This is a genomic window from Helicobacter fennelliae, from assembly GCF_900451005.1.
GTDB classification, from domain to species: Bacteria; Campylobacterota; Campylobacteria; order Campylobacterales; family Helicobacteraceae; genus Helicobacter_B; species Helicobacter_B fennelliae.
Window position 1 is genome coordinate 761,075 of record NZ_UGIB01000001.1, and the last position, 23,333, is coordinate 784,407.

The window sequence follows — 23,333 nt, forward strand, 5'->3', positions numbered from 1 at the left end:
TTTATTTAAAATTTATCTACCATATTTTGAGATTTATCAAACTCCGCATAACTGCTACCATCATAACTTATTTTAAATTCTGTCCCCCTATTCCATTTAGGCGTCTTTAATGCAATATGTAACCAGCCAATTTTGCTACTTGAGAATTTTTCTAAAATCACTTGAGAAAAAACTTGATTATTTAAGTTTGGAATTATATTGTTATGTATTGCTAAATAAACTTTTTTCAAATCATCTTTACTATTAAAACCCAAATCTAAAGCCTCGCACTTTGTGTGTTGGCTTTTTCCTTTTTTGGACGAATTTGGCAAATTTTCATTCACAATATCAACCCTAACACCGCTATTCACTCTAGGTTTATATCCAATCCAATCTACTATCTTGTCGCATTCTTTGGCAAGAGATTGTAGTTTTTTATAGTTTTCAACAATCATAGCCTCTTTTCTATTGAATTCTGTAAGTTGTTCTTTTGTAAATTGTGAAGTTTTTTGGTTTGTTTTCACAACCTCAGTAAGTGTAAAATATTTACTTAATTGTTCATCTACACTCTCATACCCCACCTCCAACCTTACTCTCTCTATCTCATATTGTGATTGTATAGTATCTATCTTTTGTTTGAGATTCAATATAAAGTCTTTATAAGTTCTGCTTCCTTTGAGACATATTTTTACTTTTTTATCTGTATAATGTGTAGGTATTGGAGTATTAGGAGCTATGATAAAAGTAGTGCCTTTGGGATAAGGGATATTATCTAATGGATTACTATGATAAGAGATTTTATATTGATTGTTTGTATCTATGGTATAGATATTAAGGGCTTTATATCCTCTTGCTCTATAGAGATAGTCTGTTTGAATTTTTAGAGATTGCTCTATATCTTTAGTATAAAGATAGTAGCTTCCTTTGGGTAGAGAAGTATCTTGCTTCATAGAAACTATAATATCTTGTTCTTTGAGATGATTGGATTGATAATATTTTTCTGTATCTAGAATATCATATGTAAGAGAGTAAGATGAAAACAATTTAGGAATATCTTGTTTATCTATAACATCATAGTCTTTAGAGTAGATTCTATAATATGCTTTATTTTCATTATTGCCCTTATCAAATATATTAGAATCTAGCTTATCCCTTTTTACCTCTCCCCATTCTAATATTTGAAGTTCTTTACCATTAAATTGAAGTGATAAAGGAGGTTTATAATCTAGTTTGGTATGGGTGGTATAATTCCTCGCTTTATAGGCTGGGGAGCGTAGATAAGCAAAGATAACTAAAGTATAATCTCCCTGTGTGAGGTATTGGAGTTGTTGGGAATAGTTGGGAGGATTGGTGGGGTTTACCTTAAGTGTAGAATTAATATTGTTATATGGTAATTCTGACATTATGCTCATTATCTATTTTACACTATATTCTTTAAGAATCTCTAGTATCTTTTCATAATTTGCTATGGCTTTAGAATCTCCTTTAGCTTTAACTTCTTGGAGTTTTTGATTGGCAAGTTGAAGTGGAGTGAGTCCCTCGATAGTCTCTTCTATCATTTGTTCTTCATAAATATCTTTATTATCTTTTTGCGTAAGCTTATGCTCTAAGAGAAATTGGACAGATTGTGGATACGCAGATTCTATGGCAACCATTAAAAAAATCATACCACCACTTGCTTGATGAAATATAAATTCCCTTTTGTCAATATCATTTAGCATAAGTGTAAGTCCTAGTATATCACATTGTTCTAACATATCCTTTATAGCATAAGGTGTGCCTACTTGATGATAGTATATATCTGTCTCATATTTACCCTTCCATTGTTCTACCCACTCTTGATAAAGCTTAGATTCGCCTGTGATATTGCACTCTTGCTGATTGTTTTGCGTGGTATGCGAGGTGGCTTGTAGTTGCACCACACATATCAATAAAGCAATCAATACCCCTTTAATCAATTGTTTCATTTTAGTATCCTCCTTGTTGCCTAGTATCTTTAAGTGCTTGGATAATTTTTTCGTAAGTAATTAGCATCTTATTGCCTCCTATGTCCTCATAATAAGATTGTTTGCCATTGGATATTCTCTTTGTCCCCTTTGGCTTTGTATATCATCACTCTCTCCTATGACTATACCTAGAGTGCTACTAGGAGCTTTAGGCTTAGGCTTTAGGGTAGGCGTAAAGATAAGGGATTTTGGTAGGAGGGTAAGGGTATATCGCATTTACTTTCTTATACAATATTCTGTCTTGTATCTTTCCAGCCATTTTGTATCATTACTTTCTAAGGCATCATAATAGACATCTATAACGGCACAAGGATAGCAATCTTTGCGATTGCATATGGTGATATTGGCAGTTGTATCATTATGTATATATCCCACACCACCATAATCAAGCCTAAAATCATAAGACTGATTATGAGCTAAAAACTTTCCTGCAATCTCGCATTGATAATGCGGATAATCTCTAACCCCAACAGGGGATTTTTCATCGTATATTTCTGCATTTTGAAAATATGAAGCTATGGCTTCTTTACTCAAAACAAAGAAAGCCCTATCATCAATCTCACATTTCTTGGGATAAGTAATCTCTAAAATATGAATATCTATATCCTTAAAGCTTTTATCCAAAGGCTCGTTTATATCCGCTGCTTGTGAGCAATGTATAAAAGCACACATTATAAACACCAAGTATCGCTTCAGCATTATTTCTCTCCTTTTATATAAAGATTCGCACCCTCACCAGCTGTTTTATTTGCTATTTTATCATGTTCATAAATGTCATTTTCAGTAAGATTGTAATGCTTAAGCAGTATTTTTATTATTTTTCGTAATGCTATCTTTTGTTCTCTTGTAGCCTCATCCCATTTGTGAGTCTTATCGTCATACCAAGCCACCACTTCAATACCTATACTTGTATTATTAGTTATGGTTATCCCCTTTTTTCTTGCCCCAACATGCCAAGTTGTCTTATATAAAGTTGCACATTGATATATTGTGCCATCTTTGTCTATCATAAAATGAGTGCCAGCTCCTTTAGCTTTATGGTTTTACCACCAAATCTATGCGCTCCATAGGAGTATAAACTATTATAGTTCTACTTTCTCTATCAAATTGTAAGCCCTGCTCTTTGAACTATTCTTCATTGCTGCAAGTTTTTGCTATTAGTGATTTATTTGTTTGATAAGAGACAAATTTTTGTCCCAAAAACTCCTGCCGTTAGAATCTACTATATCCAAATTATTTGCATATAACCCGCATAGGTAGATACAGAGTAAAACCATTGTTTTCATCGTATATTCCTTCTAATTTGAGTTACGACATAAAAATGTTTTGAAGGAATTTGTGATCGCCCTCTTAAAGAACAATCATTTTGTAAATATAAACGATTATAGTCATTTGAGCCAGCCTTATCTTGTGTGTTAAACTCTTTTATTTTATTATGTTTAGCTTTTTGTGTGAAAGGGAGAGGAGAAATACTCATTGGGAATTTTCTTTTATTATGAGTTTGCCTGTTTTATCGATTAAGTTATTAAAATATAATGCACCGAGAATTAAATAATAATCTGCTTCTTTGTTTTGCAGTATTATTTTATATTCTTCAGTGTGTTTGTGAAATATCTTTGCGAAAAGATTTGCTTGATGGCGTAAGACAAAATGAGTTAATTGCATGATAGATTCTTCATAGTGTTTTGATATGATACTCCCTATCTCTTCTTGCCAAGTCAAATTTAAAGCACTTCTTTTTTCTACCCATTCTTCGTAAGCATATTTTTCTTTATTTTTCCTTGTTATTTCTTTGTCTCTTTGCTCAACTTCTTTATTTCTTTTATTTATCATTTCTTTTGCTATTTTTTTAACTTTTGATTTTTTATCATTGGGAATACCTTGCATTATGTTATGATAGTAACTTGTGTAGAAATTATCTAAAAACATATTGTATTTCCATCTACCAAAACAGATTAAAGTTTCTGCCGTGTTGGTATCTTTATCACAAGAAAAGCTTGGTGATGGTTCATTATTATATTGATACACGAGTGCATAACTAGCTGCCTGTATTTTGTTTTTTGGGGCAATTTTAGCAAAAGCATCTTCTAAAGTTTGCCCCATACATATGCTAATAAACAACAATAAAGTTAAAATAGCTTTTTTCATTCAAATTATTTTCCTTTTGTCTAAAAATTCTTCAAAAATCTTACTAGATTGTATTTTATGAAATACTTGCTGCCTATCAGATAAAGCATTTTCACCACCATTAACTTTTTTAGTTATTTGTTTCACTATTTCATTCGTATTATTTTCATTTTGCGTGTCTGCAATTTTGTATAATTCCTTACTATTCCAAAAATATACTGCACTAAGCAAAGCAAATTTACCATCTGTGGTAATGCTATCAGGATTATTTACAAAGTAGTCATCTGTATCTATCCAATTTTTATTTTTGGCGTATTTACTGAATTTTGTATAATGCTCTCTTCCTGTAAGTTGTTTTATTCCTCTACCTCTAAATTTGTAGCCATCACCTTGTCTCATCACTTAGAATCCACCTTTACAATCAATTTGCCTGTTTTGTCGATTAGGTTGTCTTGGTAGAGGGCAGTAAGTAGGATTATAAATTTTTCCCCATCTATTAATGTTCCATTTCTTTCTTTTTCTCTTTCTGTGAGCAATTCATCTTGCTCACGATTAAAGAGGTCGTTATATTTCTTTTTATTTATAAAAATTCGCATAAATAGTTCATTATTATTATCTAATAAATATTGTGTTAATTCTAGTGTTCCTTGCATATATACTTGTTCTATGTCATACAATATCCCCAAATATGGGTCTTCCAAGCCCCTGCCATAAACATTTAATATATTATTTGCTTCCTCATCGCCATTATCAGCCTGTTTCTCAATCTCACTAATATATTTATCAATGGATTGTATCACTAGCCCTATTTTATTTCTGTTATCCATAGTTTGTTGTATTATTGCTTGAACTTTTGGCTTATCGCTATCCTTTATATTTTGCATTATCAGAGTATAATAACTCATAAAGAAATTATCAGAATAGGCATTATATTCTTGCTCACACATAAATGATTCCACCCTGTTAGTTGCCATATTGCAATCAAAGCTTGGTCTTACGCATTCATTATCTACATTATCGCAATACCTAGAAAAGTCAGCACCACTGCATATATATGTCATCAGTATTGACACAAGGATAATATTTCTCATAGTGCCTCCTTAAAAATCCCTAAAGATTCCATTGCTTATATTGGCAGTATTGCTACTTCCAAAGCGTATTCTTTTAGAGGCTTTTTGTCTTTCATCTAAACCATTATAGCCACCATTGACTTTTTTGGTTATTTGCTTGACTATTTCATTGGCATTATTGCTAGTTTGTTTATCTGCAATCTTATAACACCCTGTGTGATTCCAAAACCACACTGCACTAAGCAAAGCAAATTTACCATCTGTGGTAATGCTATCAGGATTATTTACAAAGTAGTCATCTGTATCTATCCAATTTTTATTTTTGGCGTATAAACCTGCTCTGCATAAGCAAATCTTGCCAATGCAAAATATTGACAAAAATGATTTCATTCTTCATCACTCCAAGCTCGTGGGCGACATCTCGCAGATTCGCATACCAAATATATATCCTCATTTCTGTGTGAGAGTCTAGTTTTGCCGCCAACGCTGACAAAATCCCATATTTTCCCAACAAATTTCACTTTACCACGATATACACACCCATCACCACTATAATAATGTAAATTCCATACGATGATATGTTGTTTCAAATATTGTTCCATTTGCTTTAAATCTTTTGGTAAAGATTGCGTATTTTTGCAATGTTCCAATGCCTTCTCATCACTTATACCACTATTTTCCCAATTTATTTCCATATCTATTGCTAACACTTCTAATGTTTCTTTTTTAAATTCTTCTGCATAGGGTGGCAATGGTATTGTATAATTTTCATTAGCAAAAAGACTATACATAAGTAAAATAATTACACTACTCTTTTTCATACAAATCCTTTGCCTCCCCTCTAGTCTTTTGAGGCGAAATATCATCGTGTTCGTAAATATCATTTTCAGTAAGATTATACTCAGTTTTCAAAATTTCTACTAAATTCTTTATAGAATCTTTTTGGGTTTGGTCGGTTTGCTCGGAAGTATCCCAAGTAGCAGCATAAAAAGTAATTTGTGGATATTTATTGTCAATAGGTAATTTTCTTAAGTCTGTAGCCTTTCCCACCACTTCTATGCCAATAGATTCATTATTAATGGGATAGCGATTTGGATATGCGAAATTCTTTTCCTCCTCTTTTCTTACATTATCGTGGATTTGTTTTGGTATTTTGCCTTGATAATAACCTAAAATCTTTTTTGTATAACTTTCATCACAGGTATCATTATCGTAGCATTTAGAGCCTATTTTTCCTATATGCTGTGTGTATTTATACAAACTTGCACATTGATAAATTGTGCCATCTGTATCAATCAAAAAATGTGTTCCTACTCCCCTTAAAAATCCATTAATAGCTTGAAGTGAAGTATCAGTATCTGTTCTATGTAAAACAATAGCTTTGATTTGTTGTTTTGTTAAGTTACCTTTTTCAAGTGCTGTTGCTAATTGTTTTGTTTGGTCAGCGTGTTTTACTTTTTGCCATATTTCCTTTGCTCTTTTTATTTTATCTTCTCCATTCGCTTCCCAATGCAAATATCCCTCATCATCAATATAATAAGGTTTCCCCACCTCTACCCACACTTGCATACTTTGATAGTTTTGTTGTTTTCTAAGTTCAAGTAGAGTTTGTAGTTCTTCAAAGTCTTTACTCGCTTTAAGAAAGAGAGAATCTGTATTAGTTTGTTGTGTGTTTGATGTTTGAGTATTGTTTGGATTTTGATTATTTTGTGTTGGATTACTTTCTTGTGTATTTCCTAGTGAGCTTTGTGCTATATTGTTTGAAGTATCTTTATACATTTTATAAAGCTTATTGCTCTCTGATTTGAGTGTTATATAATCTTCTGTCTTGTTATAACCTAACTCATATTGTTTGTCTTCTTTAAAATCTTTTATAAGATGAGACATTATGCTATTGTTTATTTGAAAAGATTGCTGAGTATTTTTATGCAAAAGAGTAAGAGTATTATAAGTTATTTCTATTATTGGTAGTGCATTAATAGTAAGTATAGTATGTGTTTGTCCATTGCTTGTTTCATAAGCTGGATTATTCTTGTATGCAAAGAGAACTAGCTGTTGCTTTTCTTTAAGATAATCTTCTACTTCCTTCTGTGTCTCATCTTCTTTTATAGTGTATTGAAACTTTGCATTTATATCAAAGCTTACTTGTGTATTGTGTTTGGCTTTTGATGTGAAAGTAAGAGGTTCTAGATTTTCTTTCTTTATTTTGCTTTTTTCCCATAAAGGTTCGTTTTTATATTTCACATAATAAGCCCATTGAATATCTTTTTTTAACGCTTTCCCACTTGTGAGATGGGTTTCTAATGCAATGAGGTTTTGATTTTCTTGTAATGGAGTTTGGGAAGTATTTGTATCATCTGCGCTAGTTTGTTGTGTAGTTGTATCCTCTCTTTTTTCTACCTGTGTGGTGTAGATGTCTATTTGTTCTTTTTCATTTGAATTGGGTTTGTCTTGTTCTTTATATATTCTAATATGTTTAATACTTGCCTCATCATCTTTATTAAGTATAAGGCAAAATGTGTTGTCTTTAGTTCTATGGGCTATGGCATTGCATTGTCCTGTTCCTACAATACTATAATTCTTCACCTTCAAGGGTAATAGGAAAAGATTTATGTTTGTCTCTCTCTTGTAACTCACAATCAAAGACAACCTCTCCATTTTCATCTATGGTTTTGGAGTTTCCCATAAGAGTGAGTGTTTTTCCTGTAAGCTCATTTAACTTTTTGCCAGATATTTTGATATGGCATTGAAATTTGATTGTTTCGCTCATTACTTATTCTTTTATGCTATTTTTGGGTCATTAAAGAGTAGGTCAGAAGAGGTTTGATTTATTCCTTTTCTTCTTCCCCTCACTCCGCCCTTACCTCCCCACCTTTAACTATAAGTCCTTTAGAATCTATGACTACTTCTACTCCACCAGCTTTAATAATGATAGAGTTGCCTTTTGCGACAATAGAGGTATCTTTAACTTGAATAGTCGCTTCAGTATTAGCATTAAGAGTATAATTAGAATCTGCTATCATTGTTACATTATCAGCAACCATTATAGCAGCAGTTTCAGATTCTAAACTTAAAGATTGTGGTGAGGATAGATGAATATTTTCATTGGAGTGGATAGCTATTTCGCCTTGTGTTTGGATATTAAGTTTTTTATTAATGACTATATCATTATCCCCCTCTATGATTGTCTCACTATTGCCTTTAATAATCATCTGTGAATCTTTCTCAATAGTAGTGTTGTTATTCCCCCCTATCTCTACCCTTTTATCTTCCCCTACACTCTCACTACTATCCTTACCTACTCTTAGTGTGTTATCTCCTCCTACATTAAGGCTATTACTTAATCCTACTAAAGTATCTTTAGAGAGTGTTACATTAGTTAGGTATTCTCCTCCTACTTTGACACTCTTAGTGAGAGTGATATTTTGACTATGGGTTTTGTGGATAGATTCTGTATAGTTACCTAATGTGATAGAATCTTTGTTATTGTGAATAGTTTGAGAGAAGTTATTATTTATAGATTGTGTATAGTCTTTGTTAAAGAGAATAGTCTATAAGCATTATCTTGTGTCTTTAAATCCAGACTAAGCGTTGCTAAATTTTTAATTGCTTCAAGTGCCTGAGTGGTTGTAATTTTATTAGCTCGCAATTTTTCTAAGATATCCTTTTCTTCATTGGATATTTGCCAATCATTTCCAAAAATTTTTTTGTATAGGTTTGTGATGGTGGTTAGAGAATTGACCTTCAAATCCAATCCAAAACCAATAGCTATACTTTTACCGCCATCACCATAGGGCTTTAAGAAGTCATCGCTCTGAAATAAAGAGCTTTTTATATCTACTTCAAGATTACATATCAAAATCCCTAAAAGTGTCGCATAAGTTTCATCATCTAACGCCCTAAATTTCATCATTGCTCCTTGATAAACTCCATAGTCCAATCTGGATTAGTCCCCGCACCACAAGATTCAAAAATAGATAAACCTGTATTGCAAGATTCTATGGCATTCAAAGGATTTTCTACTCTAAAGCCCTTTTGTGTTTTTTGCAAGGTTAGCTCACATATTTTTTCTACATTATGTCCATCTTTGATTTTTAATCGCAAAATGGCTTCTTTTGGGGAAAGTATCTTTAGGGATAATATTCTATCATCTTTGCGTATTTCACAAGTGGCATATTTATACAAAGATTCATATTCAGCCAAGCAACCTTCATTATTGCAATCCAAAAAGCGGAAAATTTGTTGCCTACTTTTTGATAAATCTATGTTTTGTGAATCTACATTTTCAGAAAAATTATATGTGCCACTCCATTCTTGCACTTCCTTTTTATACATATCTCCCCACTCAAATATCGTTTGGTTGCCACACATTGTGCTACAAAAAGAATCAGGCGAATCAAAGGCTTTCTCATCTCTTGTAAATACAATGCCTTGTGGATTTTTCTTGATATAGATTTTACAATTTATAAAATCCTCATCATCGAAATAGGCTATGGCTTCTTGTTGTGATTTTATCTGCAACTTCAAACTTATATCACATTGGTGCATATCATTAAACTCACTTTTGTGTAGCAAGGCAAAGTATGAGGCTTCACAAGTATTATTTTTACATTTTTGTATTGTAAAACTCCCTGTATAAAGATTTTCTTGTAAGCTATAAGTTCCAAGCCACGCATTGCTTGTATGTGGCGTGTAGCTTTGTAGTTCTTTGATTCTACTCTGTAAAGATTCTTTTAGGCATTCTTTAGATTCGCACCTCTCTCGTGTCTTAAGCCAAGATTTTTGAGAATCTAATAATGCTTTTTTGGCATTCTTATCAAGCTTTGCCTTTGTGTCTTGGTAGCTTTGAGAGATTTGCCTATCTAGATTCTGTAATTCCCCGCTAGAATCTTCACATATCATCTTTTCTACTTTTGTAGTAGCCTTAGCACAATCAAAGCTAGGCTTTGCTTCTTGTGGGCTTTGGGCATTGACACTAATACTTAACATTAAGAAAACCCCTAAGACTATTAGAATTTTTTGCATAAAACCTCCTAGTTTATCTCTCCATATCGGATATATATTCAAACTCCTCATAACTTAAATTCGTTGTTTTGATTGGCATTTAGTTTCCTAATAATTTATTTTTGTTATTTTTAACGACTAAAGAAATATCATCAATGATATTTTCCATATATTCCACTTCATATTCGCAGTTAATTCGAAAACAAATAGAAATATGATTCAAATCCCTTAAATCCTTTGAAATATCATATTCATAGTTTATATACAAATTATATCGATGAATACGCTCACAGTAACCTGTATAAAAATTTATAATTCGCTCCTTATCTTCATCTTGGAAAAATTGATTATAAAGATTGTATTTTTGCAACCCTCTAATATAAAACATATCTTTGACCCTAAGAGGCAATAAACCACCGTATATTTTATTTTTTAATTTTTGATTCAGTGTTTCTTGATTAATTGTGCTGTAAGCTAAGAGGGCTATGGCAGTAAGATAATTTCGCTTGATACATCTTGTTTCTAATTCTACTCCACTAAATTGATTATGCAACTCATAAGGTGGAGTGCTTAAAGGCACTTCCTTTTGTGCCTCTTCTTGGGCTTCTGTATCTACAGCCAAATAAGGGCATATTTGTCTATCTCTATATGTCATCATAAATATATTAAATGCTTTTAGGTTCTCTCTTGTCTCCCACCCTTGTTTTGTGTCCTTTGGGATACTCTTTAGGATTGAAAAATAGAGTTTAGAATATAGCCTATCCAAATTCTGTAATTCCCCACTAGAATCTTCACATATCATCTTTTCTACTTTTGTAGTAGCCTTAGCACAATCAAAGCTAGGTTTTGCTTCTTTTGCACTTTCTGCATAAGCTAAATTCACACATAGGCTTAACATTGTGAAAATTATCATAGAGTATTTCATAGAGTTTTCCTTATTTGCAATTTCACTCCGCCTTTATCTCCCCACCTTTAACTATAAGTCCTTTAGAATCTATGACTACTTCTACTCCACCAGCTTTAATAATAACACAATCTCCCTTAGCAGTAATAGAAGTATCTCCTACTTGGTGAATTATAGTGTTACCAGCTTGTATGGCACAATCAGATTTTAATTCCAATGTAGCATTGTCTGCTTGAAGTGAATATTGTTCTTCTATATTATCTTGCATAGATTTTGCATTAGTAGATAAGTTTTCTTTAACATTAGTAGAGTAATTTTCATAAACATTAATAAACATTTCTTTTTCTACATTCTTCGTTAAACTCCCCTCTATATGTGTTTGCACTTCTCCTTTAATCTCTTCGTGTTTATCTCCCTTTATCTCTTCTTTTACACTTCCCCCTATCTCCACCTCCTTATCCTCTCCTACATACTCACTACTATCCTTAGCTACTCTAAGTTTATTACTTGCTCCTACATTTAAAGTATGACTTAATCCTACAATGGTATCTTTAGATAAAGCCACATTTGTATTATATTCTCCTCCAATACTTACAATCTTTGCTAAATCTATGGTTTGCGTATGAATCTTTTTAATCCTTTCATTATATGCTCCCTCTACTATGGAATCTTTATTATTCTGTATCTTTTGAGTGAAGTTATGTTTAATGAGTTCTTCATAATCTCTTTGTGCTTGAAGATAGATTTGTTCTTTCTCTTTTATATTAGAGAGCGTGATTTCATTTAATCCAGATTCTACTATAGAAGAGTTTGTATCCTCTGTCTCTTTTGTATTATTAAGAGTTCTTGCACTTAAACTTGTTTGATGAGCATTTAAAGGCAAAGGAGGCAAGGCAGGATTACTTTGGTTATACAGACTAGCACTGATATAAGGCTTATCTATATCCTCATCAAAGAAACTTACAATCACTTCATCTCCCACTCTTGGAGTATGATACAAACCTGAACTTATACTTGCAATAGGAGAGCTTACTCTAAGATAAGGAGAGTAATGATAAGAGTAGGCTTTCATTTGTGAATTGTTACTATCCACATCATTGTTTGTTGTGTGATTTTCTTGTGAGTGTATATTCTCCTCTGTCTGTGTTGTATTGCTTTCTTGTGTATTTCCTAGTGAGCTTTGTGCTATATTATTTGAATTATCTTTATAAATCTTATAAATCTTATTATTTGATTTGAGGCGTTGTTAGATTCTAAGAATCTCTGTTGTGCGACTAACCCACCACTTTAACAATCCACACAATAAACACTAATATGAATGCTATACAACAAACAGCATACATATATTTATCATATTGCGTAGGGAAATGTATGGAGTTATCTTGCTTTAATAATTGCTTTTGCTTCTCTAAAGAGTGCTGTGTAAAGCCAAACACACAACACGCAATCTTATAATGGTATTTTGTTCTAAATGCTATGTATTTTCTATGAAAATATGATATGTCCTTTATCTTTATAATCCCTTGCATAAACTCCACTTTATCCCAACCCTCCTCCATAGCCCAAACCTCAAGTGCATCATAAAAAAGCGGAGTCTTCATACAATACAAAGCTACAATGGGGAATAATCTCTCTAAGTCTTTTTGAATAAAATCGCTCTTTATAGTCTTAATCTCTCTTGCCACTTGTTTATATTTTCGTCTCACTCTAAAAAGTGCAAAGCATTCCTCTTTGCCGACTAAATAGGCATATTCTGGAAAGAATCCATTTTTATAAAATTCTAGATCGTACTCTATATGGCCTAATATTTCAGCATAAGAAGTATAATAGTTAAAAATCCTACTTAAAATATAGCAAATTTCTAATTCTTGTTGTGATAATCTAATCAAGATTATATTCCTTTAGTAACACATTAATTTCATCATCAAACCATTCATTTACGATTTTATCCCCTAAATATCCCCCACCACCCACACCCAAACCACCACCCACAAACCCACCTCCAATAGTTGCACTATGTGAAATTATAACTCTAGCCTTATTTTCACTTACATACAAATCATATATCAAATAACCTATGCTAAAAACAATAATTCCCCTAGCAAAATTCTTAACCATTGATATTTTAGCATTGACTTTTTCATTAGATTTCCCAGAAGATTTAATAATTTCTTCAAATACTTTTGTTTGTTCCTGTTTTGTAAGTTGCTCAAAAGGTTTATTGTAACTTAAATCTTTTATTTTTTTCTCTATCATTTCTTCAAAGGTTTTACCCCTGCTTTTTATTCTCTCTGCACGGACTCTACCCCAAGTAGTGCTTTTAGCACGCATATCATTCATTATTTCATTGCGAAATTTATTGGCATCTTGAGCTAATTGTTTTGCTAAAATCTTGCGTTTATGTATGTCTTGTTCTTTTTCTACTTCTTTCAATAATTGATTAGACATTTCTTTAATGCTTTTGTTATAGCTTTCTCTTACATAGGCGTTTTGAAATGCCTCTTTAGCAAAAAATGCCACTTCAGCTTCAATAAGATATAATTCATCTTTTAATATTACAAACCAATCCTTTTCTCTACTCCCCTCATAAGCTAAGCTATCAAGACTAGCTAAATATTCCTTTCTTGCGTTTATTATTTGAGATTCAAATTCTTGTGCAGAAACTTTCTTTGTAAAAGTATAATTCCCACCCTTTTTGTCGGCAGAGCTTAGAGATACTACCGCTACATTACCTTTAGTGTGAATTTCACTTGTGCTAAAATCATTACTTAGATTCTGTGTTGCTATAATGAGCTTGGTTGTTCTTTTAAAAAAGTTTGAGTCCTCATCTTGTATGAGGTCAAAGCTGAAATTTACACGATAAGTATCATCTGTGTTTTTTTGGATAGAAGTATTCTCATATATTATTCTATTTTCACAATTATGTAGATAGAGGGTATAATCCTCTGCTATATCAAGATTCTTTCCATTTTTATCTAAAAGTGTAAGGTTATTGATTGTTAGAGCAAAGTTACCATTGTGGGAAGTGGGTAGTTCTTTATTATCTTGCAATTTTAGCTGAATATCTAGTATTTGTGAATGAGATTCTTTTAAGATTTTATATTTATTTTCTTTAGCAAAATTATAGAGTTCTATAACTTCCTCTCTATTCTGCCCTAATGCCACTCTTAGCACCCCTTCATTTTTAGAGATGTAATATATAATACCATTATGTATAACTTCATAAAGATTTGAATCTTTAGTCGTTAGAGTTAATTCAGAATCTGTTTTTAATGCTGTGATTTTTGGATTCTCTGTGCTTTCTTCTTGATTTTCATCATATTGGAGGTAATGGATTTCACATTTATCTAAGAGAAGTTTAGAACAATCTAACTTGGCATTTTTACCAACCACTAGTGTAAGAAATGTATTTTCTGGTTGAATGATTTGGATAGGCAAAGGAGTAGCTTTAGGATAAAGGATTAAAATTTGTGTGGGATTTTCGTTTGTGCTTTGGGCTGGATTTGCTTGTGCGGTAGAATCTTGTGTAGTGGGTTGTGGTTGCTTAGAGTTATTAGAGAATCTTTGGCTTAAGATTTTATTGATACTTGCGACATTGTCAAGTTTATGAGCTCCTAATACTCCATAAAAGCTTTGGATACAATAGATATTCTCTAGACTAAAAGTTTTTTGTGTGAGGGTGTTTAGGTAGTCAAGATAGGGGGAGAGGATGTTGTCTTTGTCTGGAGTAATTCCTTGTATATTACTAAAGTTTTCAGTAAGATTATTTGTTTTTGCATCGGCATTATAAAATTCTTGCCAAGTTTGATTTTTATCTTTTTTAGCATAAAGCAACTTGTCTTCATAATTTACAATCCAATCTAAATATGTTTGATTCAAACTCTCTTTAAAATTTTTAATAAAATTATCGTTATAGTTTTTTAGTATAAATCTAGGTTTATATTTGAAATTTAATATTTTAAAGATTCCTATTGCAGTCTTAAAAGCATTGTTACCATTGTATTCAAATCCAAAAAGTTGAGATTCCCAAAATCGTCTTTTAGCTATGCCAAATTTAGCATTATCATTGTTTAAAAGAAAATTCACTCCATATCGTAAGGTAAAAAATGACAAGAAACGATTATCCTTATCTTTGTTGCATATATCAAAGAAATATTTCCTAGAATCATTTCCGACATTAAAAGCATAAGATAAAATTCCTGCATATTCATTAGTTTCTTTATCCATTTTTAAAGTTTTATCATTGATCCTAGAAGTATAGTCAAATATAGAATCAGATGCTATTTTTTTGATTTTTATAGCCTGTTCTTTATTTAGTTTAAAACTACTTTGTCCGGTATATTTTTTTAATAAATCATTAAGCTGTGTGCGTATGGTGCTTATATTATCATTTGTTACAATTTGTTTTGTAATATTATAAAACTCATCAATCTTAGCTTTATTAGCTTTATTATCTAAAGCTTCTATATCTTCTTTAGTTTTTAAATCTTTTACACTCCCAAATAATCCCAATTCATTTAACACAGCAATTAGCCAATTCCTCTCTTGCAAATTAATGCCATAACCTATGGTTAAATACCCGCTATCATCTTCTTTTGCTTTGTCGTTATAGGGAAGTTTTCTAAAGCCTTCAACCACCTTAAGCAATTCAAGGGTATCTTCCAAATACTTTGTATTTTTTGTTGTTTCAAACATTTCAATCCTATAAATTTTATTTTAATAAGTGCATTTTAGCTCTCTTTTATTGCCCTCTAAGAGATAGATTCTCTTAGGATATTTTGTTGGTTTCTCTCCCCAAAAGCGATTGCTACTTAAACGAATATAATTTTTCCCTTGAAACTCCATAACACTATAAAACAATGCCGTAAATTGTGGGGCTATGTTTTGTTGTTCGCTCATTCTTGCATATTCTTTGTCATCAAAACTAAATTCTTCGCTTGCTTCAAACACTCTAAAGTTAAAGCGTCCTGATATTTTATTGCTAGGAAGTGCATAGGTATTAATAACAAATGAAATCCTCTCGCCTATTTCCATTTTGCTCCATAGATTCATAAAAGTATATTCTCCACTAAAATGCAAATCATCACCATAGATTCTATCACTTGCTTTTTCGTTGATTTGATTGCCTGTTAAGACATAAAGTGTTTGTGATGAATCCCCAGATACAAGCATTATTGTTTCCCTTTTCCCATCATTATCTATATCAAGTTTTTTGACATAAATTTGCGGCTCTATATACGAGCCTCGATCATTGATAAACTTCTGCCTCTGCGTGAGTTTACCATAGGTGCAATATTTGTAATTATAATCAGAGCCTAGACAGAATCCTAGCGTATAGAGCGGGTCATCAACTGAATATTGTATCTCTCGCCACTCATCTTGGTTATCTTTCCATTTTCTTGCATACTCACACAGCTCTTTATTGTTAGAATCTAGCACTTCGCCCAAAAGCTTAAGTAAGATTATGGTTCTTTTCTTATACATATTTTGAATAATACCTTTTTCATTACCGCCCATTCGCAGTATCAGTTCTTCATCCTCCTCATTAAATAAATCCTTATAGATACTAGCTGCATTATTTGAATTAATGTTGTTTGCACTAGTAATAAATCTTCTTTGAGATTGCAAAAGATTATCTAATCTTTGGTTTTTATCACTCAAGCTTGACTTTTTTAGCTCATTCCTTAACTGCGTATAGACTTCAGCCATATATCTATCTAGATTCTGTAATTCCCCACTAGAATCTTCACATATTATCTTTTCTACTTTTGTGCTAGCCTTAGCACAATCAAAGCTAGGTTTTGCTTCTTGTGGGCTTTGGGCATTGACACTAATACTTAACATTAAGAAAACCCCTAAGACTATTAGAATTTTTTGCATAAAACCTCCTAGTTTATCTCTCCATATCGGATACATATTCAAACTCCTCATAACTTAAATTCGTTGTTTTGATTGGCATTTAGTTTCCTAATAATTTATTAAGTTTTTTATCTTTTTTAAAAGCTTGATATAGCTTGTCATAGTATATTTTGTATTTTTCCACTGCTTCATCAAATAAATCCTCATTTGCCTCATTAATCCGAACATCTACAAGAAAGTAATTCCACTGCATAATGCTGTAAGCCATAAAATCTATAATAATGTCCTTGGTAGTGTTTTCAAAAAATTTACTAAATAGATTATAACTAGGCAAAAACTCTATGTCTGCCACATCATAGGCTCCATTAACATTTATAATTGGGACAATAAAATCTTCCATTTTTTCATTAAAGCCCCATTTTTCTCTGTTGGCTTCTGTATCTATCATTTTAAACCCTAGAGTAGCAATAGCCTCTAAATAAGTTTGTTTTATGCAATAATTGAGATAATGTTGTTCAAAGTTTTCTTGTTGTCTTGCCTTAAGTGGTGCAACAAAATAGCAACTCCATATATTTCTATGCTGCATAACGGATTTATTAAAATATTTTAGTTGTTCTCCCACCTCTTGCCCTTGTTTTGTGTCCTTCGGGATACTCTTTAGTATTGAAAAATAGAGTTTAGAATATAGCCTATCCAAATTCTGTAATTCCCCACTAGAATCTTCACATATCATCTTTTCTACTTTTGTAGTAGCCTTAGCACAATCAAAGCTAGGTTTTGCTTCTTGTGGGCTTTGGGCATTGGCACTAATGCTTAACATTAAGAAAACCCCTAAGACTATTAGAATTTTTTGCATAAAACCTCCTAGTTTATCTCTCCATATCGGATATATATTCAAACTCCTCATAACTTAAATTCGTTGTTTTGATTGGCATTTAGTTTCCTTAAATCTATATTTTGAATAAATCTATCAAGTGGTTGAATAACTCTAGTTTGCATTTCATCTAAATCAAACTCACACCCTCCATTTGTGCATATATACCCCTCATCTTCAAAAACACATACTTGAGTATAGCGACTATTTGAGCTTAATTCTTGCAATGCTTTGGAAGCCTCTATAATGGTTTCTTTATATTCTTTTGAAAAAAACTTACTATACAATTTAAAATGAGCTAAACCTTTAACAGAAAAAATATCAAGTATCATATTGCCCTCACAAGTATAAAAAGTATCTTTATCTATGAGAGAACTTGTATCTACGATAGTATTAGTACTAAGCAATAGAATCCCCATTTTATAAACCCTTGCTATACAGGGCTTATAATGATGTGGTTTAAGACCAAAATGGACTGAATTAATATTTTCGTATATTATTCCATTTTCGCGTGCTGTGCTAAATGTTTCTTCAACTTCTTTTTTATCATCGTTTTTTGCCAATAAAAAACAACGCATATTATCTCTATAATCTATAAAATTTTTAGCAAATTTTTGCATTTGTTCCCTTGTCTCCCACCCTTGTTTTGTGTCCTTCGGGATACTCTTTAGTATTGAAAAATAGAGTTTAGAATACAGCCTATCTAGATTCTGTAATTCCCCACTAGAATCCTCACATATCATCTTTTCTACTTTTGTAGTAGCCTTAGCACAATCAAAGCTAGGTTTTGCTTCTTTTGCACTTTCTGCATAAGCTAAATTCACACATAGGCTTAACATTGTAAAAATTATCATAGAGTATTTCATAGAGTTTTCCTTATTTGCAATTTCACTCCGCCTTTACCTCCCCACCTTTAACTATAAGTCCATTAGAATCTATGACTACTTCTACTCCACCAGCTTTAATAATAACACAATCTCCCTTAGCAGTAATAGAAGTATCTCCTACTTGGTGAAGGATAGTGTTACCAGCATTAACGCTATAATTGGTTTGAATCTCTGAATTTGAAGAATCAGCCTCAAGACTTAAATTTTCATTTGTTGTTAAACTCATTGCTTTAGAAGATTTTAATATCGTTTTTTCATTGCTTACGAGAGTATAGTTTTGTGTGGTATTTATATCCATATCTCCCTCTACATTTTGCATCAAAGATTTTTCTATATGTGTTTGCACTTCTCCTTTAATCTCTTCGTGTTTATCTCCCTTTATCTCTCCTTTTACACTTCCCCCTATCTCTACCCTTTTATCTTCCCCTACACTCTCACTACTATCCTTAGCTACTCTAAGTTTATTACTTGCTCCTACATTTAAAGTATGACTTAATCCTACAATGGTATCTTTAGATAAAGCCACATTTGTATTATATTCTCCTCCAATACTTACAATCTTTGCTAAATCTATGGTTTGCGTATGAATCTTTTTAATCCTTTCATTATATGCTCCCTCTACTATGGAATCTTTATTATTCTGTATCTTTTGAGTGAAGTTATGTTTAATGAGTTCTTCATAATCTCTTTGTGCTTGAAGATAGATTTGTTCTTTCTCTTTTATATTAGAGAGCGTGATTTCATTTAATCCAGATTCTACTATAGAAGAGTTTGTATCCTCTGTCTCTTTTGTATTATTAAGAGTTCTTGCACTTAAACTTGTTTGATGAGCATTTAAAGGCAAAGGAGGCAAGGCAGGATTACTTTGGTTATACAGACTAGCACTGATATAAGGCTTATCTATATCCTCATCAAAGAAACTTACAATCACTTCATCTCCCACTCTTGGAGTATGATACAAACCTGAACTTATACTTGCAATAGGAGAGCTTACTCTAAGATAAGGAGAGTAATGATAAGAATAGGCTTTCGTTTGTGAATTGTTACTATCCACATCATTGTTTGTTGTGTGATTTTCTTGTGAGTGTATATTCTCCTCTGTCTGTGTTGTATTGCTTAAAGTATCATTGGTTGTTTGTGTATGAGTGTTAGTATTTCCATTAATGTTTTGAAGAGTGCCTTGTGAATGGTTATTCTCTATATTTTTTCCTTGAACATTATTTTGTTCTTTCACTCTTGCATTATCTATAACCTCTTGAGAAGCAAAGCAATTTATTCGGACCTTTACTCTACCAAAGTTATCTGTATGAATAGTATTTCTTTCTCCATCTATATCCTCACTCTCTCCAATAACAACTCCTAAAGTGCTACTAGGAGCTTTAGGCTTACTCTTTAAAGAGGGAGTATAGCTAAAGGTAATAGGTAAAAGGGTGAGGGTATTACTATAAGAGTGAGATGTGTTTGAAGCACTCATCTATTAATCTTTCCTATCCACTTTATAATATTTCCTTTTGAATCTATTTCAACACTTAAGTCTTTGTATTTGTTATAAAATCTAGGGGCTAGGATTTCATTAAAGTATTTTGTGCCTTTCTCTGTGCGGATTACATTTATATCCCAAGAATTCCAATCTTTAGGATTATTCCAAAGTATTTTAGAATTTTCTTTTTTGTCGTTGCTATATAAATAATTTTGATATTGATAAAAAAATATTTCTTTAAAATATTTCCAAGCTTCAAACGAAGAGTTAAAAGAATGAAACAAGCTTTTTTCTTCATCTTTGCAAGTAAAATCTATCAAATTACCCAAAAAACACTCACCAATCACTCCTATATATTCACTTGCATAACTAGGTTTAGGATCATTTTCAAAAAGTGTCTTATCTAAAACATCAAATGGATAAACATCATATTGCCCCATAAATACTTCATCAATTTCAAAGTTAGACTCTGCTTCTGCCAAAATATAATGCTCAAAGTATTCTAAAATATCTATTTTTGTAATATTTGAATTGCTTAATAGTAATTTTAAATCCAATGCCTCATCACCTAAAACAGCCGCTATTTTTTTATCCATACCGATTTTATAAATAGAATCAAATATAAATTTATCAATACTTTCTAAGACCTTATACCTCATTTTCTTATCGTCTCCAAATTATGAATAATCTTTTCTTTTTTGTTTATATCTATGGCTTTACCACCTGTTTGAGAATTAGAGCGGATGCCTATAGGAGTGCCATCATCTAAAAAATATTCTAACACATTTACCTCCTCTTTTTGCCCTGTTTTTTTCACTTTTATTGTTTGTTTATGTTCTCCAATATATTTTGCATTTTTTGTAAATTTATTTACTAATTCGTCTAATTCTTTTGTGTTTCTTACAAAATGGACTCTCTTACTTCGTGTGATGCCTAATTCTTTAGCCGTTGGCAACTTATCCACCACCTCCAACACCTCTTCTCTCGTCAAACTCCTATTAAAATTTGTTGCTCCTTTATTCACCTTATTAGTTCTATTCTTTGGCTTATATCTACCTCTTGAGATTACAGCTAGTCCCAAATCTAATGCTAAATCTTTTGCAGTATCTAGCCAATCATTTTCTTGTTCTATATCATTGGTATTATTCTCTTCTTGCTCTTCAGGTAAGATAATCTCTATAAACTCATCACTCTCATCTAATGTTTCTATTCTTATAACATTATCAGGGATTGTCGCTTGATAATGCACATCTATTCCCACATCTCTATTTGCTCTCCATAAATAAGCAAAGAATCTTATTTGCTTATTCTCCCATTCTTCTTTGAAAGGAATATTGACTATTTCCCCTTTAATATTTTCTAATTCTTTAAATCTCTTAGAATAAACCAGAGGTTGTGTCTTATTGACTTGCTTTAATGTTTGCTCTATCTCTTCATCTCTATCAAATACAATGTATCCCCATTTAGTTTTATGTTTATATCTTTGTATAGATTCTTTAAGAAGACTTTGTTCATCACCTTGTATATTTTTCTTGTGAGAATCTTTAAGAACATAATGGGCTTGAAGTGTGATAGATTCTATAAGATGATGTTCTAAAGGTGAATTAAAAGAATTGTGATTGTATTCTTGTGGTATATACTCTATGGCATTAACTTTAATATTGGGCTTTATATTGTCATTGAGAGTGATAGCTTTAGGAATGTTTTTCTCAAAGCTTAATCTTTGCTCTAAAAGTTCTCCTACTTGTTTATCCTTTGGTTGGATAGTTTTAGAAGGAGAGATTTTGATATGAAAGTCTTTTTGTTCTTCATCTAAACCATACCTATTTAATACAAAATACAAATCTGAATTAGTCATCTTAGAGCTGACATAAGCATTATGAAATTCTATAAAGCCATTTTCATCACTTTTAGCCCTATCTACAAAAGAATAAAAGTTTGGAGAATACACATAAATCTCTCTATTACTTAAAGCTTCTTTTTTATGATTAAAGCATTGGGCTTTGATGTGTATAGGGAGAGCATCTTTTGGAGTAGAGAGAGAAAGAGAAGAGTTTGTGGAATCTTTAGTGGAATAAGAGTGGGTAGGATAAGCAAGATAGTTTGGAAAAGTATGGAGAAGTGTATCTATATCAAGGGCATTAGAGTTTTTGTTTAAGAGAAGTTCTATAAGGGATTGGTAGTCTTTGGAGGATAAAGTAGGATTTGGCACTAATTCATATTCTAAAGGATTAGAATCAAACATAGAAAAGAAAGATTGGAGTTTGGGTTTTAGATTATCAATAAGAGGTTGTATGAGATGTTCGGCAATTGAATCAGTTACCCATTTGCCTACTTGAGTATTAAGAAATAATCCAATGCCTACTGCGGCAAGGGCAGAGATAGCAACAGCGGGCAAGACAGGTAAAGCTGCTATACTTAGCCCCATTGATGAAGCCATTAAGGATAAACCTATCTTTGTTGCAATATATGTCCCAGCTATTTCTGCTCCAAGAGTTACCCCAGCTTTTAATAAATCCTTACCATTATTGCCATAATTATAAGTTAAACTTACTGAAGCACCCTCTGTTTGAAATAATACACTAGCCAAGATTCTGCCTTTAGTTCCAAGTCCTTTAGTTGATTCTTTGAGTGATTTATCTACCCCATATTTCTCTGCTAATGTTGCCATTGAAGCAAACACTCCACTTAATCCACTCATTAGAGTATCTGCTATGTTACCTTGATATTCTAGCAAATTTGTATTAGATTCTATGACTAAAGTTGAAGTATTATCCTTATTGATAATTTCTTTAGCTGTAATGTTAGAATCTTCATAGGTAAAGGGTTGGTTTGTATTATTTTGGTGTGCAGATTCTGTGTTGGTCGTAGATTCTATATTGTTTTGTTTGTTTAATGTTGTGGCATTTTTTAAAAACTCTTCACAATCAATATTGCACATTATAACTTCTGCAAAAGGAATACGATTATATGTATCTTTAGAATCATAAAGTTTAAGATTATTATTTGGATTATAAGTAGCATTGGGGTTAGAATCTATAATACCAGCCTTAACATCAAATCCTTTATTACTAGAGTTAGGTAAGCCTATTTTAATACCTGCTGTGTTGGATTCATTGCTATCGTGATTCATTGGTTATTTC

The 23,333-nt window shown here is 31.9% G+C and carries 26 protein-coding genes and 1 pseudogene; all 27 read right to left on the bottom strand.

Features of this window, described 5'->3' with window-relative positions; all coding sequences use genetic code 11:
• Nucleotides 1–5: 5 nt before the first annotated feature.
• The 27 genes and pseudogenes from DY109_RS03665 to DY109_RS11890 all read right to left on the bottom strand — a co-directional run bounded on the left by DY109_RS03665 (nucleotide 6) and on the right by DY109_RS11890 (nucleotide 23,323).
• Entirely contained in the window at nucleotides 6–1,382 is a 1,377-nt protein-coding gene (locus tag DY109_RS03665) for a hypothetical protein (RefSeq protein ID WP_023947254.1), read from the bottom strand.
• A gap of 12 nt (nucleotides 1,383–1,394) precedes the next feature.
• Nucleotides 1,395–1,946, bottom strand: a complete 552-nt coding sequence (locus DY109_RS03670) for a hypothetical protein (protein WP_023947253.1) — start codon at nucleotides 1,944–1,946, stop codon at nucleotides 1,395–1,397.
• Between the two features lie 78 nt (nucleotides 1,947–2,024).
• Nucleotides 2,025–2,201, bottom strand: coding sequence for a hypothetical protein (locus DY109_RS11310; protein ID WP_023947251.1), 177 nt, complete (start codon nucleotides 2,199–2,201; stop codon nucleotides 2,025–2,027).
• The gene (locus tag DY109_RS03675) at nucleotides 2,202–2,684 is read right to left on the bottom strand and encodes a hypothetical protein (RefSeq protein WP_002957669.1); all 483 of its coding nucleotides are present in this window, start codon (nucleotides 2,682–2,684) and stop codon (nucleotides 2,202–2,204) included.
• Nucleotides 2,684–3,001: pseudogene (locus tag DY109_RS03680) on the bottom strand (peptidoglycan recognition protein family protein); the annotation flags it as partial. The gene DY109_RS03675 and the pseudogene DY109_RS03680, both read right to left, overlap by 1 nt.
• A 141-nt stretch (nucleotides 3,002–3,142) precedes the next feature.
• Nucleotides 3,143–3,271 (bottom strand): hypothetical protein, encoded by a 129-nt coding sequence (locus DY109_RS12320; RefSeq protein ID WP_268743590.1) that lies wholly within the window; start codon nucleotides 3,269–3,271, stop codon nucleotides 3,143–3,145.
• Complete coding sequence (locus DY109_RS03690) at nucleotides 3,268–3,462, bottom strand: hypothetical protein (RefSeq protein WP_023947247.1); 195 nt, start codon at nucleotides 3,460–3,462, stop codon at nucleotides 3,268–3,270. The genes DY109_RS12320 and DY109_RS03690 overlap by 4 nt, the downstream gene beginning before the upstream one ends.
• Nucleotides 3,459–4,133: a hypothetical protein gene (locus DY109_RS11870; protein ID WP_023947245.1), complete on the bottom strand. Its 675-nt coding sequence runs from the start codon at nucleotides 4,131–4,133 to the stop codon at nucleotides 3,459–3,461. The genes DY109_RS03690 and DY109_RS11870 overlap by 4 nt, the downstream gene beginning before the upstream one ends.
• Entirely contained in the window at nucleotides 4,134–4,511 is a 378-nt protein-coding gene (locus DY109_RS03705) for a hypothetical protein (protein WP_023947243.1), read from the bottom strand. It abuts the gene before it with no gap.
• Nucleotides 4,511–5,203: a hypothetical protein gene (locus DY109_RS03710; protein WP_023947241.1), complete on the bottom strand. Its 693-nt coding sequence runs from the start codon at nucleotides 5,201–5,203 to the stop codon at nucleotides 4,511–4,513. The genes DY109_RS03705 and DY109_RS03710 overlap by 1 nt, the downstream gene beginning before the upstream one ends.
• 9 nt (nucleotides 5,204–5,212) lie before the next feature.
• Complete coding sequence (locus DY109_RS03715) at nucleotides 5,213–5,572, bottom strand: hypothetical protein (protein ID WP_023947239.1); 360 nt, start codon at nucleotides 5,570–5,572, stop codon at nucleotides 5,213–5,215.
• A complete protein-coding gene (locus tag DY109_RS03720; RefSeq protein WP_015453657.1) occupies nucleotides 5,569–6,003 on the bottom strand; it encodes a hypothetical protein in 435 nt (144 codons plus the stop codon). The genes DY109_RS03715 and DY109_RS03720 overlap by 4 nt, the downstream gene beginning before the upstream one ends.
• Nucleotides 5,990–7,831: a peptidoglycan recognition protein family protein gene (locus DY109_RS11875; RefSeq protein ID WP_244916632.1), complete on the bottom strand. Its 1,842-nt coding sequence runs from the start codon at nucleotides 7,829–7,831 to the stop codon at nucleotides 5,990–5,992. Before DY109_RS11875 ends, DY109_RS03720 begins: the two co-directional genes overlap by 14 nt.
• Nucleotides 7,755–7,952 carry a hypothetical protein gene (locus DY109_RS11880; protein ID WP_023947236.1) on the bottom strand — a complete coding sequence of 66 codons (198 nt, stop codon included), beginning with the start codon at nucleotides 7,950–7,952 and terminating at the stop codon, nucleotides 7,755–7,757. Before DY109_RS11880 ends, DY109_RS11875 begins: the two co-directional genes overlap by 77 nt.
• A gap of 79 nt (nucleotides 7,953–8,031) precedes the next feature.
• Nucleotides 8,032–8,394, bottom strand: a complete 363-nt coding sequence (locus tag DY109_RS11885; RefSeq protein ID WP_244916633.1) for a hypothetical protein — start codon at nucleotides 8,392–8,394, stop codon at nucleotides 8,032–8,034.
• A gap of 302 nt (nucleotides 8,395–8,696) precedes the next feature.
• Complete coding sequence (locus tag DY109_RS03740) at nucleotides 8,697–9,092, bottom strand: hypothetical protein (RefSeq protein ID WP_181811350.1); 396 nt, start codon at nucleotides 9,090–9,092, stop codon at nucleotides 8,697–8,699.
• Complete coding sequence (locus DY109_RS03745) at nucleotides 9,092–10,207, bottom strand: lysozyme inhibitor LprI family protein (RefSeq protein WP_034550649.1); 1,116 nt, start codon at nucleotides 10,205–10,207, stop codon at nucleotides 9,092–9,094. Before DY109_RS03745 ends, DY109_RS03740 begins: the two co-directional genes overlap by 1 nt.
• 79 nt (nucleotides 10,208–10,286) lie before the next feature.
• Nucleotides 10,287–11,111: a lysozyme inhibitor LprI family protein gene (locus DY109_RS11325; RefSeq protein ID WP_023950129.1), complete on the bottom strand. Its 825-nt coding sequence runs from the start codon at nucleotides 11,109–11,111 to the stop codon at nucleotides 10,287–10,289.
• Between the two features lie 22 nt (nucleotides 11,112–11,133).
• Entirely contained in the window at nucleotides 11,134–12,183 is a 1,050-nt protein-coding gene (locus tag DY109_RS03755; protein WP_244916634.1) for a bacteriophage T4 gp5 trimerisation domain-containing protein, read from the bottom strand.
• Nucleotides 12,184–12,364: 181 nt separating this feature from the next.
• Nucleotides 12,365–12,979: a hypothetical protein gene (locus DY109_RS03760; protein WP_023950001.1), complete on the bottom strand. Its 615-nt coding sequence runs from the start codon at nucleotides 12,977–12,979 to the stop codon at nucleotides 12,365–12,367.
• The gene (locus DY109_RS03765) at nucleotides 12,972–15,785 is read right to left on the bottom strand and encodes a hypothetical protein (protein ID WP_023950002.1); all 2,814 of its coding nucleotides are present in this window, start codon (nucleotides 15,783–15,785) and stop codon (nucleotides 12,972–12,974) included. The genes DY109_RS03760 and DY109_RS03765 overlap by 8 nt, the downstream gene beginning before the upstream one ends.
• Nucleotides 15,786–15,806: 21 nt before the next feature.
• Entirely contained in the window at nucleotides 15,807–16,970 is a 1,164-nt protein-coding gene (locus DY109_RS03770; RefSeq protein ID WP_015453619.1) for a lysozyme inhibitor LprI family protein, read from the bottom strand.
• Nucleotides 16,971–17,049: 79 nt separating this feature from the next.
• Nucleotides 17,050–17,805, bottom strand: a complete 756-nt coding sequence (locus DY109_RS03775; RefSeq protein WP_034550602.1) for a lysozyme inhibitor LprI family protein — start codon at nucleotides 17,803–17,805, stop codon at nucleotides 17,050–17,052.
• A gap of 47 nt (nucleotides 17,806–17,852) precedes the next feature.
• Nucleotides 17,853–18,689 carry a lysozyme inhibitor LprI family protein gene (locus tag DY109_RS03780; RefSeq protein ID WP_023950006.1) on the bottom strand — a complete coding sequence of 279 codons (837 nt, stop codon included), beginning with the start codon at nucleotides 18,687–18,689 and terminating at the stop codon, nucleotides 17,853–17,855.
• 22 nt (nucleotides 18,690–18,711) lie between these two features.
• A complete protein-coding gene (locus DY109_RS03785; RefSeq protein ID WP_115737769.1) occupies nucleotides 18,712–20,184 on the bottom strand; it encodes a bacteriophage T4 gp5 trimerisation domain-containing protein in 1,473 nt (490 codons plus the stop codon).
• The gene (locus tag DY109_RS03790) at nucleotides 20,181–20,849 is read right to left on the bottom strand and encodes a hypothetical protein (RefSeq protein WP_002957585.1); all 669 of its coding nucleotides are present in this window, start codon (nucleotides 20,847–20,849) and stop codon (nucleotides 20,181–20,183) included. Before DY109_RS03790 ends, DY109_RS03785 begins: the two co-directional genes overlap by 4 nt.
• A complete protein-coding gene (locus DY109_RS11890) occupies nucleotides 20,846–23,323 on the bottom strand; it encodes a hypothetical protein (protein WP_244916636.1) in 2,478 nt (825 codons plus the stop codon). The genes DY109_RS03790 and DY109_RS11890 overlap by 4 nt, the downstream gene beginning before the upstream one ends.
• Nucleotides 23,324–23,333: the final 10 nt, after the last annotated feature.